Here is an 18,713-nt window from a genome sequence, read left to right on the forward strand (position 1 = left end):
CTGTCCTGACTTTCATCCCCGCTCGCGCTGGCCGCTCTGGGCTGTCGCGGCCGAACCAGGAGATTGCCGTGCCCCGTTCATCCTTTGCCAACAAGCATCGTCTTCTTGCCACGGGGGCTGCGGCCACCTGGCTTTGTTCCGTATTGCTGGCGGCTGCGCTGCCGGCCACGCCCTTGCGCGCCGCTGAGGCGACGGCTGCCGCTGCGGTGGCAAGCCAACAGACCGCCACCGGCCACACCTTCAGCCCCCCCGAGGGCTTTGTGCTCAAGAGCGAAGGCCGGCTCAGCTTGATGACGGCGCCCGAGGGCGACGCCACCCTGGCCATTGCCGACCTGGCCGAGGCCAAGGACGCCGACAGCGCCGTGGCCCAGGCCTGGGCCCTGTTCCGGCCTGGCTTCAAGCGCAGCCTGCGCCTGGCTACGCCGCGCCCGCCGCGCCATGGCTGGGAAGAGCAGCGCGTCTACGACTATGAAACCTCGCCCAACGAGCGCCTGGTCTTGCAGGCCATGGCACGGCGCGCCGGCAGCCGCTGGGTGGTGCTGATGCTGGAGGGCTCGGAGGCCACCGTCGAAAAGCGCGGCTCGCCCATCAACCAGACCTTCTCCAGCCTGCGCCCGCAGGGTTACCAGCGCGAGAGCTTCGCCGGCCGCAAGCCGCTGCCGCTGACGCCGGAGCGCATCGCCACACTCAAGGCCTTTCTGGCCCAGGGCATGAAGGCGCTCGGCGTCCCGGGCGTGGGCTTCAGCCTGATCGACGGCAACAAGGTGGTGTTCGAAGGCGGCCTGGGCGTGCGGGCCATGGGCTCGACCAAACCGGTCGATGCCGACACGGTTTTCATGGCCGCCTCCAACACCAAGGCCATGACCACGGCCTTGCTGGCCCAGGCCGTGGATGCCGGCCGCCTGCGCTGGGATCAACCGGCCGCCCAGGCTTTCCCCGGCTTCAAGCTGGCCGACCCAGGCGTGACCCAGCAGGTGCTGATCAAACACCTGGTCTGTGCCTGCACAGGCATGCCGCGCCAGGACCTGGAGTGGCTGTTCGGTGAAGTGAAGGCGCCGGCCAGCTCCACCTTCGACCAGCTCAGCCTGATGAAGCCGACCAGCCAGTTCGGCGAGGTGTTTCAGTACAGCAATTTGATGGTGGCGGCCGGTGGCTACATCGCGGCTTCTGCCTTCGCGCCGGGCCAGGATGTCGGCAGCGCCTACGACCGCCTGATGCGCGACAAGCTCTTCGGCCCACTGGGCATGAAGAACACCACCTTTGACTTCGCCCAGGCCCTGCGTGGCAACCATGCCGAGCCGCATGGCGACGATCTGATGGGCCGCACCCGCCCGGCGCGCATGGACCTGAACTACACCGTCGTGCCAGCCCGGCCGGCCGGTGCCGTCTGGACCAGCCCGCGCGATTTCAGCCGCTATGTGCTGATGGAGCTGGGCCAGGGCCGCACGCCCGAGGGTCAGATCCTGATCAGCGAGCCCAACTGGCGTGCGCGTTATGCGCCGCAAGTCATGGTGGGCGAGGACATCCATTACGGCATGGGCCTGATGATCGACCGCCAGCAAGGCATCACCGTGGTACGCCATGGCGGCGACATGTTGGGCTTTCACAGCGATATGTTCTGGCTGCCCGATTTCGGCATCGGCGGCACCATCCTGACCAACTCCGATTCCGGCGTGCTGCTGCGCGGTCCCTTCCTGCGCAAGCTGCTGGAGATCGTGTTCGAGGGCAAGCCCGAGGCCGACGAGCGCCTGCGCCTGGCGGCCCTGAATCGCCATGCCGAGGCCAAGCGGGCGCGTGAGCTGCTGACCTTGCCCGTGCCCAAAGCCAGCATGGAAGCCTTGAACGCCGGCTATGTCAGCAAGGAGCTGGGGCCGATCCAGGTGGGCAAGAAGGCAGGCAAGCTGGACTTCCGCTTCCAGCATTGGCACAGCGAAGTGGCCTTGCGCAAGGCCGAGGACGGCACCCAGTCCTTTGTCACCATCGACCCCGGTATCGGCGGCATCGAGTTTGTGCTCGGTGCGGCCAAGCCCGGAGTCGGCGCCCGCGCTGCCGCACCCCTGATCTTGCGCGATGCCCAGCATGAGTACGAGTTCGCCCCGGCCTGCGGTCGCTGGAAGCAAGACGACAGCGGCGCCTGGACGGCGGCAGCCTGCGGGCGCTGAAGCTCGGCCGCGCATCGGGCCCACGGCTGCTTGCTGCCGCCTACCGTCAAAGGCTTGACCCTGACCTAAGGGTAGGCTTCATCATCCAGCCTGACTCGCATGGGGCGAGCCGTTTGGAGATGCAAAGCAGGCCATGAACGAGCAGAACAGCAACAACTACAACTACAGCGTGGGTGAGCTGGCCCAGCGCAGCGGGCTGACGGTGCGCGCCTTGCACCATTATGAAAAGCTGGGGCTGCTGCGCCCCTCGGCACGCAGCGAGGCCGGCTACCGTCTGTACAGCGAGGCCGATGTGTTGCGTCTGCACCGGCTGTTGGCATGGCGCCAGACCGGCATGGCCTTGAAGGACATCGGGCCCTTGCTGGACAGTGAAAGCCCGGCGCTGCGCGAGGTGCTGGCGCGCCAGGTGGCGGCTTTGCAGGCGCAGATGCTGCAGCAACAGCAGCTGCTCGATGCCCTGCAGCATGTCGCCCGTCAGGCGGAAGGGCAGGGCGCGGGCGCGGGTGCGGATACCGAACCGAGCTTGATCGAACATCTGTTGTTCGCCATGTCCATGATGCGCGTGCAGGACAAGTACTTCAGTGCTGAGGACCGCCTGGTGCTGGCGCAGCAGAAGGCGCAAATGGGGCCCGAGCGCGTGCTCGCGGCCGAGGCCGAGTGGCCGGCCCTGATTCGAAGCGTGCAGCAGGAAATGGCGCGAGGCACACCGTCTGGCAGTCCGCGTGTGCGCACCCTGGCGCAGCGCTGGATGGCCCTGACTCAGCAGTTCGTGGGTGACAGCCCGACGCTGCGCAGCAAGGTCACGACCATGTATGCGCAGGAGCCTGACCTGCAGCGCCTCACCGGCGTGACGCCTGAGTTGATCGGCTACTTGCGTCAGGCCGTGGCCGCATCCGGCGATGCAGCACCCACCGGCGAGGTGCAGGCATGACTGCCGCGAGCGACTTCAAGGCCGCGCCGGCTGCCGATCCGCGCCGTGCCCTGTTCGCCAATGCCAACTTCCGCTGGCTGCTGGGCGGCGGATTCTTGTCCATGCTCGGCGATCAGTTCACCTTGCTGGCCTTGCCCTGGCTGGTGTTGCAGCTGAGCAGCGACCCGCTGGTGCTGGGCACCGTGCTGGCGCTGGCCAGCCTGCCGCGCGCGGTCTTCATCCTGGTCGGCGGCGCCATCGTCGATCGCTACTCCTCGCAAGCCGTGCTGCAGCTGAGCAAATGGGCCAATGCCCTGCTGCTGGGCACGCTGGCGGCCATGGTGGCTTCGGGCACGGTCAGCCTGCAGGCCGTCTACGCGATCAGTCTGCTGATCGGCCTGGCCACGGCCTTCAGCTATCCCGCCGGCAGCTCCATCCTGCCTCAGGCGCTGCCCCCGGCCCTGTTGCAGCCGGCCAATGGCCTGCTGATGGCCTTGCGCCAGCTCTCTGCTCTGCTGGGGCCGTTCACGGCGGGCCTGTTGATCGCGGGCCAGGCCTCGGGACTCGACACCAGCGCAGCACCCGGGCGCAGCGGCCTGGCCTGGGCTTTTGCGCTCGATGCCCTGAGCTTTGTGCTGTCCAGCTGGACCCTCAGCCGCGTGCGCTTGCTGCCGCGCACGGCGCCCCTGGCCGATGCTCAGTCGGTGCTGCAAGCCGTGGCCGAGGCGCTGCGCTGGTGCTGGCGCGATGTCGAGTTGCGCAGCCTCTGCCTTTACTTTGCGGCCGTTTCATTCTTCGTCGGTGGACCTTTGCAAGTGGCGCTGCCGGTGCTGGCCAAGACGCAGCTGCCCGAGGGTGCGGCGGGCTTGGGCCTGCTGCTCACCGTGCATGGCGTCGGCAGCCTGATCGGCATGGCCATCGCCGGCCTGCGGCCGAACTGGCGGCTGTCCACGCTGGGCGGCACGGTGCTCTTGATTGACACCGTGGCCGCTCTGGTCTTCATGCCCTTCGGCCACATCCACGCCAGTTGGCAGGGGGCCGCGCTGCTCTTGCCCCTGGGAGTCTTGGGCGGCCTGGTGCAGGTGGCGGTGTTCAGCTGGATGCAGCAGCGCGTGCCGCCGGCCATGCTGGGCCGGGCCATGAGTGTGTTCATGTTCATCTTCATGGGCGTGGCGCCTTTGGCGGCGGCCTTGGCTGGTGCTGCGCTGCGGGTTTTGGCCGTGGCCGATCTGTTCACGGCTGCGGGCGCCTGCTTGCTGCTGATCGTGCTTCTCGGCCTCTGGCTGACGCCGATCCGGCGCATCGCCTACCTGGTGCCGGCGGCTCCGCGAGCCGGTGTTTGAAGGCTGGAGCGAACGGCAGGCCTGCGCAAGCTGCGATGATGGGCGCACCTCATTTCTTATCAAGCGAGAGCGCTCTGACCATGAACTCCAAGTTCCAATTTCTGGCTTCTTCGACCGCACTGGCCTTGAGCCTGAGCTTGGCCCTGCAGCCGGCCCGGGCCGCCGAAGAGCCGGCCAAGCCGGCGGTCAAGAAGGTCGTCAAAAAGGCCGCAGACAGCAAGAAGGCAGCAGCCGTCGCCGCCACCGGCGCGGCCGCAGCGGCTGCCACTGCTGCTGCATCGGCAGCGGCACCTGTAGCGGCGCCGGCCCCAGTGCTCACCGCTTCAGGCCTGCGTTATGAAGAGCTTCGTACTGGCACCGGCGCCCATCCGACGGCAGCCGACAAGGTGCGCGTGCATTACGTCGGCACTTTTCTCGATGGCCGCGAATTCGACAGCTCGATCAAGCGCGGCACGCCGGCCGAGTTCCCGCTGGGCCGTGTGATCAAGTGCTGGACCGAAGGCGTGCAGCTGATGAAGGTCGGCGGCAAGGCTCGCTTGCATTGCCCCTCGGCGTTGGCCTACGGTGAGCGCGGCGCCGGCGGCGGCGTGATCCCGCCGAACAGCGACCTGCAGTTTGAGGTCGAGCTGCTGGATATCGTGGCGCCTTGATCGTGGTCGGGGGCGGCTGGATTCGGCACAAAGCAGCCGAATACAAAAGGCAACCACGGAGGCACAGAGGCACAGAGAAATACAAAGCTGAATTGGTTTTAGCTCTGTGCCTCAGTGCCTCTGTGGTTGCATTTGCATTTCCGCTTTGTGCCGATTGCAGCCCTGGCCAACACAGCCATGAATTCGCCTCAACGCAGCTTCACCGGCGTCAGGTTGTCATCCGAGTTGCGGTCGATGCGCAGGTTGTAGGGGTCCACGCCGACGAAGCTGGGCAGGCGGTCCAGCAGCAAGTGGATCTGCTGTGAGCCAGACTTGAGGCGCTGGCGTTCCATCTTCAGCACCGAGTTGCGCTGGAATTCCGGCTTGCCCGGCTCTGCGGTGAAGGCACCGATGTCGAAGGCTTCGTCGAGCACAGCCGCGGTCTCCTTGCCCTTGCCGTCGGCGTAGACCTTGCGTGCGTCAACCCGGAAGCTGACTTCATAGCGGCCATCGCTGCGCTTCGTGGCCGTCGCTTCGCTGGCCTTGAGGTCGAACAGGGTGATGCGTTCGAACAGGTCCTGGATCAGCGCCTCATGCTGGGGCCCGGCCTCGGCGCGCAGCAGGCGCAGGAAGTCGCGGCTGTCGGCATAGGGCGCGCCCTTGAAGCCGAATTCCTGGATCAGCTTGCGCATCGCCCGGTTGACGGTCGCTTCGCCGACCAGCTCCTTGAGCGAATACATGACCACCGCGCCCTTGCGATAGTGGATGTAGGCCTGGTTCTCCACCCGAGCCAGGGGCAGCTCCTCGATCAGCTCGTTGCCGCGCTCGCGCAGATAGCGATCCAGCTCGAACTTGAGGAACTGGCGGATCTGTTCCTTGCCGTAGAGCTTCTCCATCACCAGCATGGCCGAGTACTGTGCGAAGGATTCGGTCAGCAGGGTCATGCCTTGCTTGTCGGCGCCATTGACCTGGTGGCCCCACCACTGGTGCGCCATCTCGTGGGCGGTGACGAAGCTGCCCAGATCGATCTTGTGATCGGCGTCGTTCTTGAAGTTCTGGATGAAGCCGATGCCTTCCGAAAAAGGCACGGTGCCGGCAAAGGCCTGGGCAAAGCGCTCGTAGGCCGGGAACTCGATGATGCGGGCGTGGCGGAAGGGGTAGGGGCCGAACTGTTGGCTGAAGACCTCCAGCGAGGCCTTCATGCCGTCCAGCATGCGCTGCACATTGGCCACATGCTCCGGGTGATAGAAAACCTGCAGCTGGACGGCGCGACCATCCGGCCCGGTCCAGCTCGATTCCTTGAGCGCATAACGGGCCGATTGCAGGGAGAAGAAATGCGCAATCGGCACCTCGCTGCGCGTCACCAAGGTGCGGCGGCCGTCGTGGCTCTGGTCGCTGACCGTCATTCCCGGGGCCACCGGCGTCTGGTCGGCGTCGGTGCTGAGGCTGATCTCGGCGTTGACGAAGTCGCTGTCGCGGCGCAGGTAGTTGTGGGCATTGGCGCCGTCGTCTTCCAGCAGCGGCGGCCGCATGTCTGGCACCAGGCCATGCTTTCGGCGCTTGCTGCGGTCTTGCAGCAGCAGGCTTTGAGGCACGCCCAGCTGCGGGCTGATGCTGGCGTTGTTGAGGAAGCTGCCGTTGGCGACGATGCGGGTCAGCGGATCATGGTTCACGAAGCCGCGCTCTTCCAGGCGCGTGGCAAAGCGAAGCTGGCGCCGCTCGCCGGCCTGCATGGGCGTGCTCAGCTTGTAGATGCGGTGGTGGAACTGCGGGTAGTCTTTTTCAAGCACCGCTCCGTCGAGTTCCAGCGTTCGCATCTGCAGCGCCTGCGGCCATTGCACATGGACGCGGTCCAGCGCCTGTCCGCTGCGGTTCTCCAGCTCGTAGCGCCCCTCGGTGTCGGCGCGGGTCTCGCGGGGGAAGAGCTCGACCTTGAGCTTCACATCGGTGATGGTGGGCTGGGGCCGCGAAGCAAAGGCCCAGAGCGCTTTCTCATAGTCGGCGGCCAGGCGCTCGGCATCGTCCTTGGTTTCGTAGCGGTTCAGCACATTGCTGTTGTAGAAGATCCAGGCGCCGCTGCCCAGCCATGCCAGGCAGGCGGCGGCCAGCAGCAGGCCCGACGGGCCGGCCAGGCGGTGGCGCAGCTGGGCCAGACGCGGGCGCAGCCGGGTCTCCACGCCACGGCGCCACATCAGGTGGCTGGCCACCAGCAGCATCAGGCCGAAGGCCAGCCAGTAGGCCTGGTGCCAGGCGCGGGCGATCCAGAAACGGCCCATGGAATTCATATCGGACAAAGGCACGTTCGCCGTGTCCGCATAGTTGTAGAGCTTGTGCTCCAGGCCCAGGCTGGACATCACCATGCTGGAGACCATGAAGACCAGCATCACCGCCCAGCCGACAAACTTGTGCGGCACCAGGGCCTGGACAAAGATCACCAGAATGGCCAGCAGCAGCATGGTGACCAGGCCCGGCAGCACCAGCCAGAGCAGGTAGGCATCGATTTGCAGATGGGTGTAGCCATGGGCCAGCTGGAAGCCCATGCCGGTCAGCATGGCCACCAGGTAGCAGCCCAGCAGCACGCCGGTGATGGCCAGCACCTTGGGTGCCAGAAAGGCCCAGTTCGGCGCCGCGCTGGCGTCGATGATCTCGTGCATGCGGCGCTCGCGGTCGCGCCAGACCAGCTCGCCGGCGTAGTAGATCGCCACCAGCATGGGGATCAGGCTGAAGCTGCCGGCCAGGGCCTCGACCACGCTGCGCGTGACTGGGAAGTAGTCGATGCCGCGCTCGGTGACGGTCATCATTAGCGAAGCCAGAGCATTGGCCACGCCCATGGCCAACAACACGAAGAAGGCCGGGCTCTTGAAGACGAAGCGCATGTCAAAGCGCGCCAGGGCCCAGAACTGGGCGCGGCTGGCGGCCGCACCGTGGCGCGGCGCCGCGAGGGGCTTGGCGGCTGGCGCGGCAGCCTCGGCCTGCGTCTGGCTTGCCGGCTTGAGCCGTGCGGCGCGCGGCTCGAAGCTGAAGCCGCGATAGGCCAGGCCGAACAGCAGCGCCGACACGCCGAGCCAGATCAGGCGGTTCTGCAGCAGCAGGCCCTCCAGCGGCGGCAGCAGGCTGTTGCGGTCGGCGGTGGTCCAGTATTTGGTGACCCGGCCCAGGGTGCTCAGGGCAAAAGGGTCGCTGAGCGAGGCCGCCGCATCGAGGCTGGGGTCGCGCAGCAAGGCACGCGAGGCGCCGTAGAGCACCAGCAGGGCGACCGCGCCGACATAGCTCCACATCATCGAGCGCGTCAGCGTCGCCAAGGCGAACAGTGCCGTGCCGGCCAGCAGCAGGCTGGGCAGGCCGATCACCAGCTGGGCATAGAGATAGTGCTGCAGCACGAAGGGGCCGAGCTGTTCCGCGTCGAGCCAGGGCATCAGCGAGCCGATGGCAATCGCCAGGGGCACGGCCAGGGTGACCAGAAAGGCCACGCCCATGGCGCCGAGGAAGCGGCCGACCAGGTAGTCGAACTTGCTGACCCGGGTGGCGCGCAGCAGGGAAGCGAAGCCGAACTCTTCATCGCGGATCACGACATTGGCGACGAAGGCGCAGACCACGAACAGCGCCATCAGATGCATGACGGCGACGGTCAGCAGGATGGCGTGCGGCGCATTCAGATGGGTGCTGCCTTTGGGGCCCCCGATCTGGATGTCGGGCGAGGTGATGGCGCCGAAGCTGAGCAGAAAGAAGATCACGAAGCTCAGCACGAACAGGGGCGAGCGCAGCTGGTAGCGCGCCTCGAAGGCGGCGATGTGTTTCATCATCATCATCATGATGGCCGTCCTCAGGCGCCGGCGCGCTGGCGCGAAGCCGTCAAGGTGGCGAAGTACAGGTCCTCCAGATCGGCGCTGACCGGCTCGAAGCCCGCCTCGGGTGCGGCGTCGGCCAGCACATGGATGACGGTGTCGCCGCCGCGCAGGCGGTGCGAGATCAGCTGGTGCTCCATTTGCATGCGCGGCAGCTCGGCCGCGCTGACGCGGCGGCGCCAGACCCGACCGGCCAGGCTGCGCATCAGCTCCTGCGGCGCGCCGCTCAGGACGATACGGCCGCCGGACAGGATGGCCATGCGTGGGCACAGGTCGGCCACATCCTCGACGATGTGGGTGGACAGGATCACCACCACCTGTTCGCCGATGGCGGCCAGCAGATTGTTGAAGCGGTTGCGCTCCTCGGGGTCCAGGCCGGCCGTCGGTTCGTCGACGATGATCACGCGCGGCTGGCCGATCAAGGCCTGGGCCACGCCGAAGCGCTGGCGCATGCCGCCCGAAAAGCCGGCCACGGCCTTCTTGCGCACGCCCCAGAGGTTGACCTGGGCCAGCAGGGTCTCGACCGTCTCGCGCCGCTCCGCCTTGTCGCTCATGCCCTTGAGCACGGCCAGGTGGTCCAGCAGCTCCAAGGCCGACACGCGCGGGTAGACGCCGAAGTCCTGCGGCAAGTAGCCCAAGGTGGCGCGCAGGCGCTCGGGCTGCTGGATCACATCGATGTCATGGAAGCGGATGCTGCCGGCGCTCGGTGTTTGCAGCGTGGCGATGCAGCGCATCAGCGAGGACTTGCCGGCGCCGTTGGGGCCGAGCAGGCCGAACATGCCGGTGGGGATGTCGAGGTTCACATCGTCGAGTGCGACGGTGCCATTGGGGTAGGTGTGGCTCAGGGCCCGGATTTGCAGCATGGTGTGGGAATGGGCCACGGGCCCGTGAGCTTGGAATGGGCGCAGTGTGGTCAAAGCAGGCTTGGGCGGCCAGCGCGATGCGAGCCACGCGCAAATGCGAGGGATGAAGCGCAGGGAGTCGGGTTCAGGCGGCTGCGGAATCTACCCGGCATGCTCCGGTCCAAGTGCTGTTAGGCTCCGCCTTGCAACACCTGACCCCGCCCCATCCCCGTCACTTCCCCGCTGCTTTCGCCATGAGCTTTCTCGCCATCGACATTGGCAACACGCGCCTGAAATGGGCGCTATACGCCTCGCCCCAGCCGGGCGCGGTGCTCCTGGCGCATGGGGCCGTGTTCCTGGAGAACATCGACCAGCTGGCCGACAGCGACTGGCGCGCCTTGCCGGCGCCGCACAGCGTGCTGGGCTGCAATGTGGCCGGCGATGCGGTGCGGCGCCGTGTCGAGGAGCAGCTGGAACTTTGGGACATCGAGCCGCGCTGGGTGGTCAGCAGCGCGCAGGCGGGCGGCGTCACCAATGGCTATGACCACCCGGGCCGCCTCGGTACCGATCGCTTCGTGGCCTTGATCGGCGCGCGCGCCCATGTGCTGGCGCGGGTCACGGCCGAGCGGCCGGCGCGCGCGGCCTTGGTGGTGATGATTGGCACGGCGGTCACGGTCGATGCGCTCGATGCCAGCGGGCGCTTTCTGGGCGGGCTGATCATGCCCGGCCACGGCATCATGCTGCGCGCGCTGGAAGGCGGCACGGCCGGCCTGCGCGTGCCCACCGGCGAGGTGCGTGAGTTCCCGACCAACACCTCGGACGCGCTGACCAGCGGCGGCACTTACGCCATCACCGGCGCTATCGAACGCATGCATCGCCACCTGCAGAAGCGCGAGGGCGCCATGCCCTTGACCCTGATGACCGGCGGTGCCGGCTGGAAGGTGTCACCGACCCTGGACATCGAGCACGAGCTGGTCGACTCGCTGATCTTCGACGGCATGCTGGCGCTGCAGTCGCATCGGCTGGCGCTGTAGTCAGCCTGGCTCGCGTCGCTGGCGAAGCTCGTCTTTGAGCTCGGCCAGCTCTTGGTGCACGCTGCGCAGCTGCGCGTGCAGATCGCGCAGAATGTCTTCCTCCATGCGCCGCTCCGAGGTTTCCACCCACATGGCCGCAATCGCCGCCGTGACCAGGGACAGCACCGCATAACCGAGCAGCACGACGAAGACCGAGAAGATCTTGGACGCGGCCGTGGTCGGCACGATGTCGCCGAAGCCCACGGTGGCCGCGGTGGTGAAGGCCAGCCAGAGGCCGTCGCCCAAGGTGTTGGCGCGCGGCTCGAGCGCCCAAAAACCGACGCCGCACATGCCCAGCACCAGCAGGGACAGCAGCAGCAGATAACCCAGGCCGCCCCGCGTGACCCAGCTCTTGACGGCCCAGACCATGCGCAGCAGGGTCAGCATGGCAATCACCAGGCGGAAGGCCAATGCGAGTTGTGATTCCAAACTGGGCGGGATTAGCGCCGCCACGGGCAGCAGGACCAGCAGCAGCAGGTCCAGCAAATTGCTGCGCAGGTACTGGCGTGGATGGCTGCATTGCCTCGCCACGCGCCAGAGCGAAAGCGCCACCAGGGCGGCCGCCATCAAGTAAATGGCCACGGCCAGTGGCGTGGGCAGGGACTCCAGCAGCTCGATATAGAAGGCCGGAATCGTGCACATCAAGGCCACCAGCACCGGCCAGCGCCAGAACTTCTCGGCGCGCACGGCGCCGGCATTGAGGGCGCTGGGCCGGCTCAGGCCCCAGCTTCGGGTGGGAAGACGGTGTGGCATGAGCCGCAGCTTAAGCGCCGTGCCGAGCTCGTGAATTGATGTAAGACAAGATGCCGGGCCGGTCGGCCCGGCCTGAGCTTAAAGAATGAAGCGCGACAGATCTTCGTTGCGCGACAACTCACCCAGCTTGGCATCGACCTCGGCAGCACCGAGCTGAACCGTCTGGCCGCCGAGCTTGGGCGCATCGAAGCTGATCTCGTCGAGCAGGCGCTCCATCACGGTCGCCAGGCGGCGCGCGCCAATGTTCTCGGTGCGCTCGTTGACGTCATAGGCGATCTCAGCCAGGCGGCGAATGCCCTCGGCTGTGATCTCCAGGGTCACGCCTTCGGTCGCCAGCAGGGCCTGGTATTGCTTGATCAGGCTGGCGTGCGTGCTGCTGAGGATGGCTTCGAAATCATCGACCGACAGCGAACCCAGCTCGACCCGAATCGGGAAGCGACCTTGCAGTTCGGGAATCAAGTCGCTGGGCTTGGCCAGATGGAAGGCGCCCGAGGCGATGAAGAGCATGTGGTCGGTCTTGACCATGCCGTACTTGGTGTTGACCGTCGTGCCCTCGACCAAGGGCAGCAGATCGCGCTGCACGCCCTGACGCGAAACTTCAGCGGTGCCAGTGTCAGAGCGCGAGCAGACCTTGTCGATTTCGTCGATGAAGACGATGCCCATCTCCTGCGCGCTCTGCAGAGCGGCAGTCTTGATCTCGTCTTCGTTGAGCAGCTTGGCCGCCTCTTCCTCGACCAGCAGCTTGAGTGCCTCGCCAATCTTGAGCTTGCGGGTCTTCTTCTTGCCCGCGCCCATTTGCGAAAACATGCCTTTGATCTGCTCGGCCATCTCCTCCATGCCCTGGCCGCCCAGGATCTCCATGGTCGGCTTCGCTTCCAGCAGATCGAGCTCGATTTCTTTGTCGTTCATGCTGCCTTCACGCAGGCGCTTGCGCATGATCTGGCGGGCGGTGCTGTCGGGGGCTGGGCTGCTGCTTTCGGCTTCCAGGCGGGCGGGGGGCACCAGGATGTCCAGCACCCGGTCTTCGGCGGCGTCCTCGGCGCGCAGGCGCTGGCGGCGCATCTGCAGCTCGCGCTCCTGCTTGACGGCGGTCTCGATCAGGTCGCGGATGATGCTGTCCACGTCCTTGCCGACATAGCCGACCTCGGTGAACTTGGTCGCCTCGACCTTGATGAAGGGCGCGCCGGCCAGGCGGGCCAGGCGGCGGGCGATCTCGGTCTTGCCGACGCCGGTGGGGCCGATCATCAGGATGTTCTTGGGTGTGATCTCGCCGCGCAGCTTGTCGTCCACCTGTTGGCGGCGCCAGCGGTTGCGCATGGCGATGGCCACGGCCCGCTTGGCGGCGTTCTGGCCGACGATGTGCTGGTCGAGTTCGGAGACGATTTCTTGGGGGGTCATGGAGCTCATGGTTCCAACACTTCGATGGTGTGATTGCCGTTGGTATAGATGCAGATCTCGCCGGCGATTTCCAGCGACTGCTTGACGATCTCGGAGGCGGTGAGCGTGCTGTGCTGCAGCAGGGCGCGCGCGGCGGCCTGGGCGTAGGCGCCACCCGAGCCGATGGCGACGATGCCCAGCTCGGGCTCCAGCACATCGCCGTTGCCGGTGATGATCAGCGAGGCCGTGCGGTCGGCCACGGCCAGCATGGCCTCCAGGCGGCGCAGCACGCGGTCGGTGCGCCAGTCGCGCGTCAGCTCGACGGCGGCGCGTACCAAGTGGCCTTGGTGCTTTTCCAGCTTGGCCTCGAAGCGTTCGAACAGGGTGAAGGCATCGGCGGTGGCACCGGCGAAACCGGCCAGCACCTGGTCGCGGTGCAGCTTGCGCACCTTGCGTGCGCTGGCCTTGACGACGATGGTGCCCAGGGTCACCTGGCCATCGCCGCCAATGGCGACCTGCATGCGGCCGTCGGGCAAGGGCCGGCGCACGCTGACGATGGTGGTGCCGTGGAAGGACGGCGGGGCGCTGTGGCCCAGGGTGTATGAAGAGTCCATAGCGGTTCCAGATGGGGCTGCGGGTCGCAGCTTTCAAGCATGCGACCCGCAGGTTTCAATCAGGGCTGTCGGTGTTGCGGGCCCAGAGCTGCGAGCAAAGCCCAGCGCAGCGGTTCTGGCTAGGCGGCCTCAGCGCAGACAGTACACGCAGTATGGCAAGCGGGGCCAACGACGCCAGAAGGGCTTGGATCGCAGCTCTAAACGGTGCGCACTTTGATCTTGGCGTGCTCGTTGATACCCATGGCGGCGAAGAACATGGCCACCAGGCGGTGGGGTTCGCTGAAGCTGACGCTGCGGTTCTCGCTGCGGCGGCTGAGCACCCAGTTCAGCAGGTCGCCGGCGGCCATGAAGTCGAGGCGGATCAGGCGCGGGCAGCTGACATTGATGACGGTGGCCGCGCCAAGCTCGCCGCTCAGCTTGCGCAGCAGTTCGGAGATGTCGCCGCTGAGCTGGCCGCTGAGCTCCAACTGCACGCTGGCCTCCAGGCTGGCCTGCTCGGTGATCTGGGATTCCATGAAGGAGGTCGAGATGCCTTCCTGTGTGGTCGTGCCCGTGGCAGGCCCGTTGGTGGACAGGCTGGAACCGTTGACATTGACCCGGCAGCGCGTGCGCTCCCAGGACGGTGGCGAGACTTCATAGGTGACGCAGTAGTCGATGGCGGCTTCGTCGAACTGGTCCGGGCGGTTGACCAGGCGCAGCGCCTCCAGGCGCAGCATCCAGAGTTGGGGGTCGACTTCGCGCACGCCAATCGGGGTCAGCTCCTTGAGTGCCTGCAAGAAGGCCTCACCGGCCAACCAGCGCATATCGACTTGCTGGCCGGCCCAGCTGCGGAACAGATCGCGCAGCTGCACGCAGGCCACCGGGTCAACCTGGCGCGCCGCCGACCAATCAAGCACCCAAGGCATGGGCATGTTCTGGCAGCGCTTCTGCAGCAGGGCCACCGCCTCTTCGGTCAATGCCTCGGGTGCTGCCCAGCTGACGTTGCTGGCCTTGGCCATGGGCGCGCGCACCTGCTTGGCGGCCGCTTCGGCCACCAGCTTGGGCAGGGAGAACCACTGCGGCGCCGAGCGCCCGAACTGCTGGGCATAGGTCAGGGCCAGGGCTTCGAACTTGGCTTGCTGGCCGGTGGCGCGGTAATGGTCAAACAGCACCAGCCAGGTTTCGCCGTCACCATGGCGGCGGCCGCCCGTGCGGGTCAGCTCGACCAGGGCGCGCTCGCAGCTTTCGTAGTCGGCATTGGCAAAGGCGATCACCGCCTCGTCCAGCTCGGGGTCATGGATCAGCTCATGGACTTCAACCGGGGCTTTCTCGGCGGACAGGAAGCTCAGGGCTTGATCCAGCACGGGCAGGCTGACGGCCGGCGGGCGTGCCGCCGGGGCCGGGGCGGGCGCAGGCTTGGCGCGCTCGGCGGTGGCAGCTGGTGCGGCCGGCCGGGCCGCTTTGGCGGGCGCGGCCTTGGCCGAAGGGAAGGGTGCGGCCGGCAGGGCGCCGAGGCTGGGCAGGCGGCTCGGCTTGGCATCGGACAGCGGCGCCATGCCGGCGCCCATGACCAAGGCGGCCGGGCCGGCCTTGCTGTCCATGCGCTCCTTCTCGGCGGCGCTGGCGAACTCGCTGACACGGCTGATCCGGCTGGCGCCGGGCTCGGCCGTGATGGTGGTGGGCGAAAAATGCACCGGCCGGGTGCTGGTCTCAAAGAAGCCCGGCGGGTGCGTGCTCTGCACCTGGGTCGGTGCGAAGCTTTCGCCGGCCATTTGTTGTTCGATTTCGTCGATCTTGGCCTTGACGCCCAAGTCGATCTTGGAATTGACCTCGCTGTTGCCGCTGGCACTGGCGCGCTCAACTTCTTCCAGCTTGGAATTCGACGAGCCCAGGGCCGCCAGCTGCTCGGGGGTCAGGCCTTCGCGGCGGATGCGGCGCAGCATGTCGAGCTCGCGCTTGCGCACAAAGTCATTGCGGCGCTTGCGCTCGACCATGGCGCGCAGCTCGGCCTTGGCCTGGTCGCCTTCCGGGTCATCCTGGCGCGAGTTGATCTCGGCCCAGTCCGTGGTCGGGTTGGCCACAAAGCGCGCGACCTTGCGGAAGAAGCTCTCGCCGTCTTTCGGTTCTGTCATGCGCGCTGGACCTTGGCTGGATGGAGGGTGGGGTGGAGAGGGCGGCAGCGTCGTGGAAGCGCTGCGTGGACGGGGCGGCGGGCAGCCGGCCCCGCGGGCGCCGCTCATCAGTCACCGAACATCTTCTGCTTCATTTCGCGGCGTTGCTGGGCTTCCAGCGACAGCGAGGCGGTCGGGCGAGCGATCAGTCGGCCCAGGCCAATCGGCTCGCCGGTTTCGTCGCAGTAGCCGTACTCGCCGTTGTCCAAGCGTGACAGCGATTGCATGATCTTCTTCAGCAGCTTGCGCTCGCGGTCGCGGGTGCGCAGCTCCAGGGCATGCTCTTCCTCGATGGTGGCGCGGTCGGCCGGATCGGGGACGATGGAGGTGTCTTCGCGCAGATGCTCGGTGGTCTCACCGGCATTGGACAGCACACCGTTCTTCAGTTCGGTCAGCTTGGCGCGGAAGAACTCGATCTGCTTGGCACCCATGTACTCGGTGTCGGGCATGGCCAGCACTTCGGCATCGCTGAGCTCGGCGCCAGACTTGGTCTTCCAGGCATTGGCCAGCTTGGGGTCGGCCTTGGCGGCCTTGTTGTTGGAGTTCTGAGGGCTTTCGATCACGGGCGTATTCATCTGTCGGGTGGGCGGCTTCGGGGGGGCGAATCGGTCAGCGAAGCGGCTGTTTCCGGTCGGTGGGGGGGCGGCATCCAGCAAAGCGACCGCTGGCTGAACCCCTGCATCGGTCTTGGACTTGGATGCCGCCTTGCTGGTTTTGCTGCTTGGCTTGGCATCGCCGTCAGGCTTGGTGGCTGACGTCGGTGTCGGATGTGGGGCCTGGATCTTGCTCACGTTTCTCTCCTCGCTCCGGCAGTTGAAGAGGTCTCTGCCGGGCTAGATTGCAATCGGGATCAACTGAATCGCTTTTTCGGGCGCCGCGGATTGTAGCCAGCTTGAGTGTGCGCCCAGAACGCCCGAACTAGGGGAGTTTTCCCCCAGCTCGTGAGCCGGCGCTGCGGCCTCAGGCCAGGCAGCCTTCCAGGCCTTGCAAGAGGATCTCCTTGGGCAGGTCGATACCGATGAAAACCATTTTGCTCGTCTTTTTCTCACCTGGCATCCAGCGCGGGCCGAGGTCGGAGCCCATCAGCTGGTGCACGCCCTGGAAGATCACCCGCTTGTCGGTGCCCTTCATATTCAGCACGCCCTTGTAGCGCAGCAGCTTGGGACCGTAGACCTGAACGATGGCGCCCAGGAAGTCTTCCAGCTTGGCCGGGTTGAAGGCGCGGTCCGACTTGAAGACAAAGGACTTCACATCGTCGTCATGGACATGGTGATGCGGGTGGTCGCAATGCTCGCCATGCTCATGGTCGTGATCATGGTGGTGGTGATCGTCAATCTTCAGGAAGTCCGGGTCGATTTCCAGCTTGGCGTTCAGATTGAAGCCGCGCAGATCCAGCACGCGCGACAGCTCCACCTCGCCGAAGTGCACGCGTTGCTGCGGCGCACGCGGGTTCATGTGCTTGAGGCGGTGGCTCAGAGCATCGACGGCGGCGCTGTCGACCAGGTCCGACTTGCTGATGAAGATCTGGTCGGCGAATCCGACCTGGCGGCGCGCTTCCTGGCGGCTGTCCAGCTGCTGGTTGGCGTGCACGGCATCGACCAAGGTCAGCACGCCGTCCAGCAGATAGGCCTCGGCGATCTCGTCGTCCATGAAAAAGGTCTGCGCCACCGGGCCGGGGTCGGCCACACCGGTGGTTTCAATGATGACGCGCTCGAAGTTGAGCTCGCCGCGGCGCTTCTTGGCAGCCAGGTCGGACAGCGTGGTGCGCAGATCTTCACGGATGGTGCAGCAGACGCAGCCGTTGTTCATCTGGATGATCTGTTCCTCGGTGTCGGCCACCAGGATCTCGGTGTCGATGTCCTCTTCACCGAACTCGTTTTCGATCACGGCGATCTTCTGGCCGTGGGCTTCCGAGAGCACGCGCTTGAGCAGGGTGGTCTTGCCGGATCCGAGGAAGCCGGTGAGGATGGTGACGGGGATGAGACCTTTGGACATGATGGGTTCGCGCGCGGCGCTCTGCTAGAAAAACCAGCCCTGGATATGGGGGCGGGTGAATGTCCTGCAAGAGCCCTGTCATGTCAATCGGTTATTCTGCAAGCTTGTGTAACTACGACACGCAGTCCCAGTGTCTGAACCTCAGCCTAGTCGGCCCTCTGCAAATCATGCAAAAGGGGGCGAAAGAAATCCATCCGCTGTGCCGCGCGGCCTCATGGTGCGCATCTTGGAGTTTCTCCATCCCGGCCCGGATTCCAAGAGTGAACTGCTCGAAGCGCTGGCCGATGCCGAGCAGCGCGAGCTGATCGAGCCCGAATCACGCCAGATGCTGGAAGGCGTGCTGCGCATGGCCGAGCTCAGCGCCGGCGATGTGATGGTGGCGGCGCCGCGCATGGATCTGCTCGATATTGACGCGCCTTATGACGAGCTGCTGGCGGCGGTGATCGATTCCGGTCACTCGCGCTTCCCGGTCTTCGAAGACTCGCGCCAGAACATCATCGGCATTCTGCTCGCCAAGGACCTGCTCAAGATCCAGCGGGCCCCCGAGCTGAATCTGCGTGCCCTGCTGCGGCCGACCATCTTCGTGCCCGAGAGCAAGGGTCTCAATGATCTGCTGCGCGACTTCCGCTCCAACCGCAACCACCTGGCCATCGTCATCGATGAGTTCGGCAACACCGCCGGCCTGATCACCATCGAGGATGTGCTGGAGGAGATCGTCGGCGAGATCGAGGACGAGTTCGACGACAAGGACGGCGAATCGGGCATCTACACCCTGGCCGATGGCAGCCAGCGCGTGGCCGGCGACACGCCCATCGCCCAGGTCAATCAGGCCTTCACGGTGGCATTGGCGGTGGACGAATTCGACACCATTGGCGGCCTGGTCGCCCAGGAACATGGCCGGGTGCCGCGCCGCGGCGAGGTGGTCGAGCTGGCCGGCCTGCGCTTTGCCGTGATGTTGACGCGTGGCGGCTCGGTGCGCTGGTTCAAGGTCACCCGAGTACCCAAAACCGAGACTTGATG

Annotated in this window: 14 protein-coding genes; 6 read left to right on the plus strand and 8 right to left on the minus strand. The window is 66.1% G+C overall.

Annotation, left to right across the window (positions count from 1 at the left end; all coding sequences use genetic code 11):
- Positions 1-68: 68 nt before the first annotated feature.
- From LNV23_RS22520 to LNV23_RS22535, 4 genes are all read left to right on the plus strand, one after another.
- Positions 69-2,162, plus strand: coding sequence for a serine hydrolase domain-containing protein (locus tag LNV23_RS22520; protein WP_263565034.1), 2,094 nt, complete (start codon positions 69-71; stop codon positions 2,160-2,162).
- A gap of 133 nt (positions 2,163-2,295) precedes the next feature.
- Positions 2,296-3,093: a MerR family transcriptional regulator gene (locus tag LNV23_RS22525; RefSeq protein WP_263565035.1), complete on the plus strand. Its 798-nt coding sequence runs from the start codon at positions 2,296-2,298 to the stop codon at positions 3,091-3,093.
- Entirely contained in the window at positions 3,090-4,415 is a 1,326-nt protein-coding gene (locus LNV23_RS22530; protein ID WP_263565036.1) for an MFS transporter, read from the plus strand. Before LNV23_RS22525 ends, LNV23_RS22530 begins: the two co-directional genes overlap by 4 nt.
- Positions 4,416-4,558: 143 nt before the next feature.
- On the plus strand, positions 4,559-5,065 hold the full coding sequence (locus tag LNV23_RS22535; protein ID WP_411910622.1) for an FKBP-type peptidyl-prolyl cis-trans isomerase: 507 nt from the start codon (positions 4,559-4,561) through the stop codon (positions 5,063-5,065).
- A gap of 188 nt (positions 5,066-5,253) precedes the next feature.
- Here LNV23_RS22535 and LNV23_RS22540 read toward each other — a convergent pair whose 3' ends face one another.
- Together LNV23_RS22540 and LNV23_RS22545 are read right to left on the minus strand one after the other, a co-directional pair.
- Positions 5,254-8,856 carry an ABC transporter permease/M1 family aminopeptidase gene (locus tag LNV23_RS22540; RefSeq protein ID WP_263565037.1) on the minus strand — a complete coding sequence of 1,201 codons (3,603 nt, stop codon included), beginning with the start codon at positions 8,854-8,856 and terminating at the stop codon, positions 5,254-5,256.
- Between the two features lie 11 nt (positions 8,857-8,867).
- Entirely contained in the window at positions 8,868-9,752 is an 885-nt protein-coding gene (locus LNV23_RS22545; RefSeq protein ID WP_263565038.1) for an ABC transporter ATP-binding protein, read from the minus strand.
- Positions 9,753-9,985: 233 nt separating this feature from the next.
- On the opposite strand from LNV23_RS22545, the gene LNV23_RS22550 reads away from it, so the two are divergent.
- Positions 9,986-10,765, plus strand: a complete 780-nt coding sequence (locus LNV23_RS22550) for a type III pantothenate kinase (protein WP_263565039.1) — start codon at positions 9,986-9,988, stop codon at positions 10,763-10,765.
- Here the strand turns inward: LNV23_RS22550 and LNV23_RS22555 are convergent, their stop codons facing one another.
- The 6 genes from LNV23_RS22555 to LNV23_RS22580 form a co-directional block, all read right to left on the minus strand.
- On the minus strand, positions 10,766-11,557 hold the full coding sequence (locus LNV23_RS22555; RefSeq protein WP_263565040.1) for a potassium channel family protein: 792 nt from the start codon (positions 11,555-11,557) through the stop codon (positions 10,766-10,768).
- A gap of 78 nt (positions 11,558-11,635) precedes the next feature.
- On the minus strand, positions 11,636-12,964 hold the full coding sequence (gene hslU / locus LNV23_RS22560) for an ATP-dependent protease ATPase subunit HslU (protein WP_263565041.1): 1,329 nt from the start codon (positions 12,962-12,964) through the stop codon (positions 11,636-11,638).
- Positions 12,961-13,548, minus strand: coding sequence for an ATP-dependent protease subunit HslV (gene hslV, locus LNV23_RS22565; RefSeq protein ID WP_318023262.1), 588 nt, complete (start codon positions 13,546-13,548; stop codon positions 12,961-12,963). The genes hslU and hslV overlap by 4 nt, the downstream gene beginning before the upstream one ends.
- A 197-nt stretch (positions 13,549-13,745) precedes the next feature.
- Positions 13,746-15,659 (minus strand): STAS domain-containing protein, encoded by a 1,914-nt coding sequence (locus LNV23_RS22570; protein ID WP_263565042.1) that lies wholly within the window; start codon positions 15,657-15,659, stop codon positions 13,746-13,748.
- A 107-nt stretch (positions 15,660-15,766) separates the two neighbouring features.
- Positions 15,767-16,489: an RNA polymerase-binding protein DksA gene (gene dksA / locus LNV23_RS22575; protein ID WP_411910621.1), complete on the minus strand. Its 723-nt coding sequence runs from the start codon at positions 16,487-16,489 to the stop codon at positions 15,767-15,769.
- A gap of 169 nt (positions 16,490-16,658) precedes the next feature.
- Positions 16,659-17,693: a CobW family GTP-binding protein gene (locus LNV23_RS22580; RefSeq protein ID WP_263519111.1), complete on the minus strand. Its 1,035-nt coding sequence runs from the start codon at positions 17,691-17,693 to the stop codon at positions 16,659-16,661.
- Between the two features lie 214 nt (positions 17,694-17,907).
- On the opposite strand from LNV23_RS22580, the gene LNV23_RS22585 reads away from it, so the two are divergent.
- Positions 17,908-18,711 (plus strand): CorC family transporter, encoded by an 804-nt coding sequence (locus LNV23_RS22585; protein ID WP_263565043.1) that lies wholly within the window; start codon positions 17,908-17,910, stop codon positions 18,709-18,711.
- Positions 18,712-18,713 lie beyond the last annotated feature (2 nt).

It is taken from the genome of Kinneretia sp. DJ1R-11 (assembly GCF_025717595.1).
GTDB lineage: Bacteria > Pseudomonadota > Gammaproteobacteria > Burkholderiales > Burkholderiaceae_C > Paucibacter_A.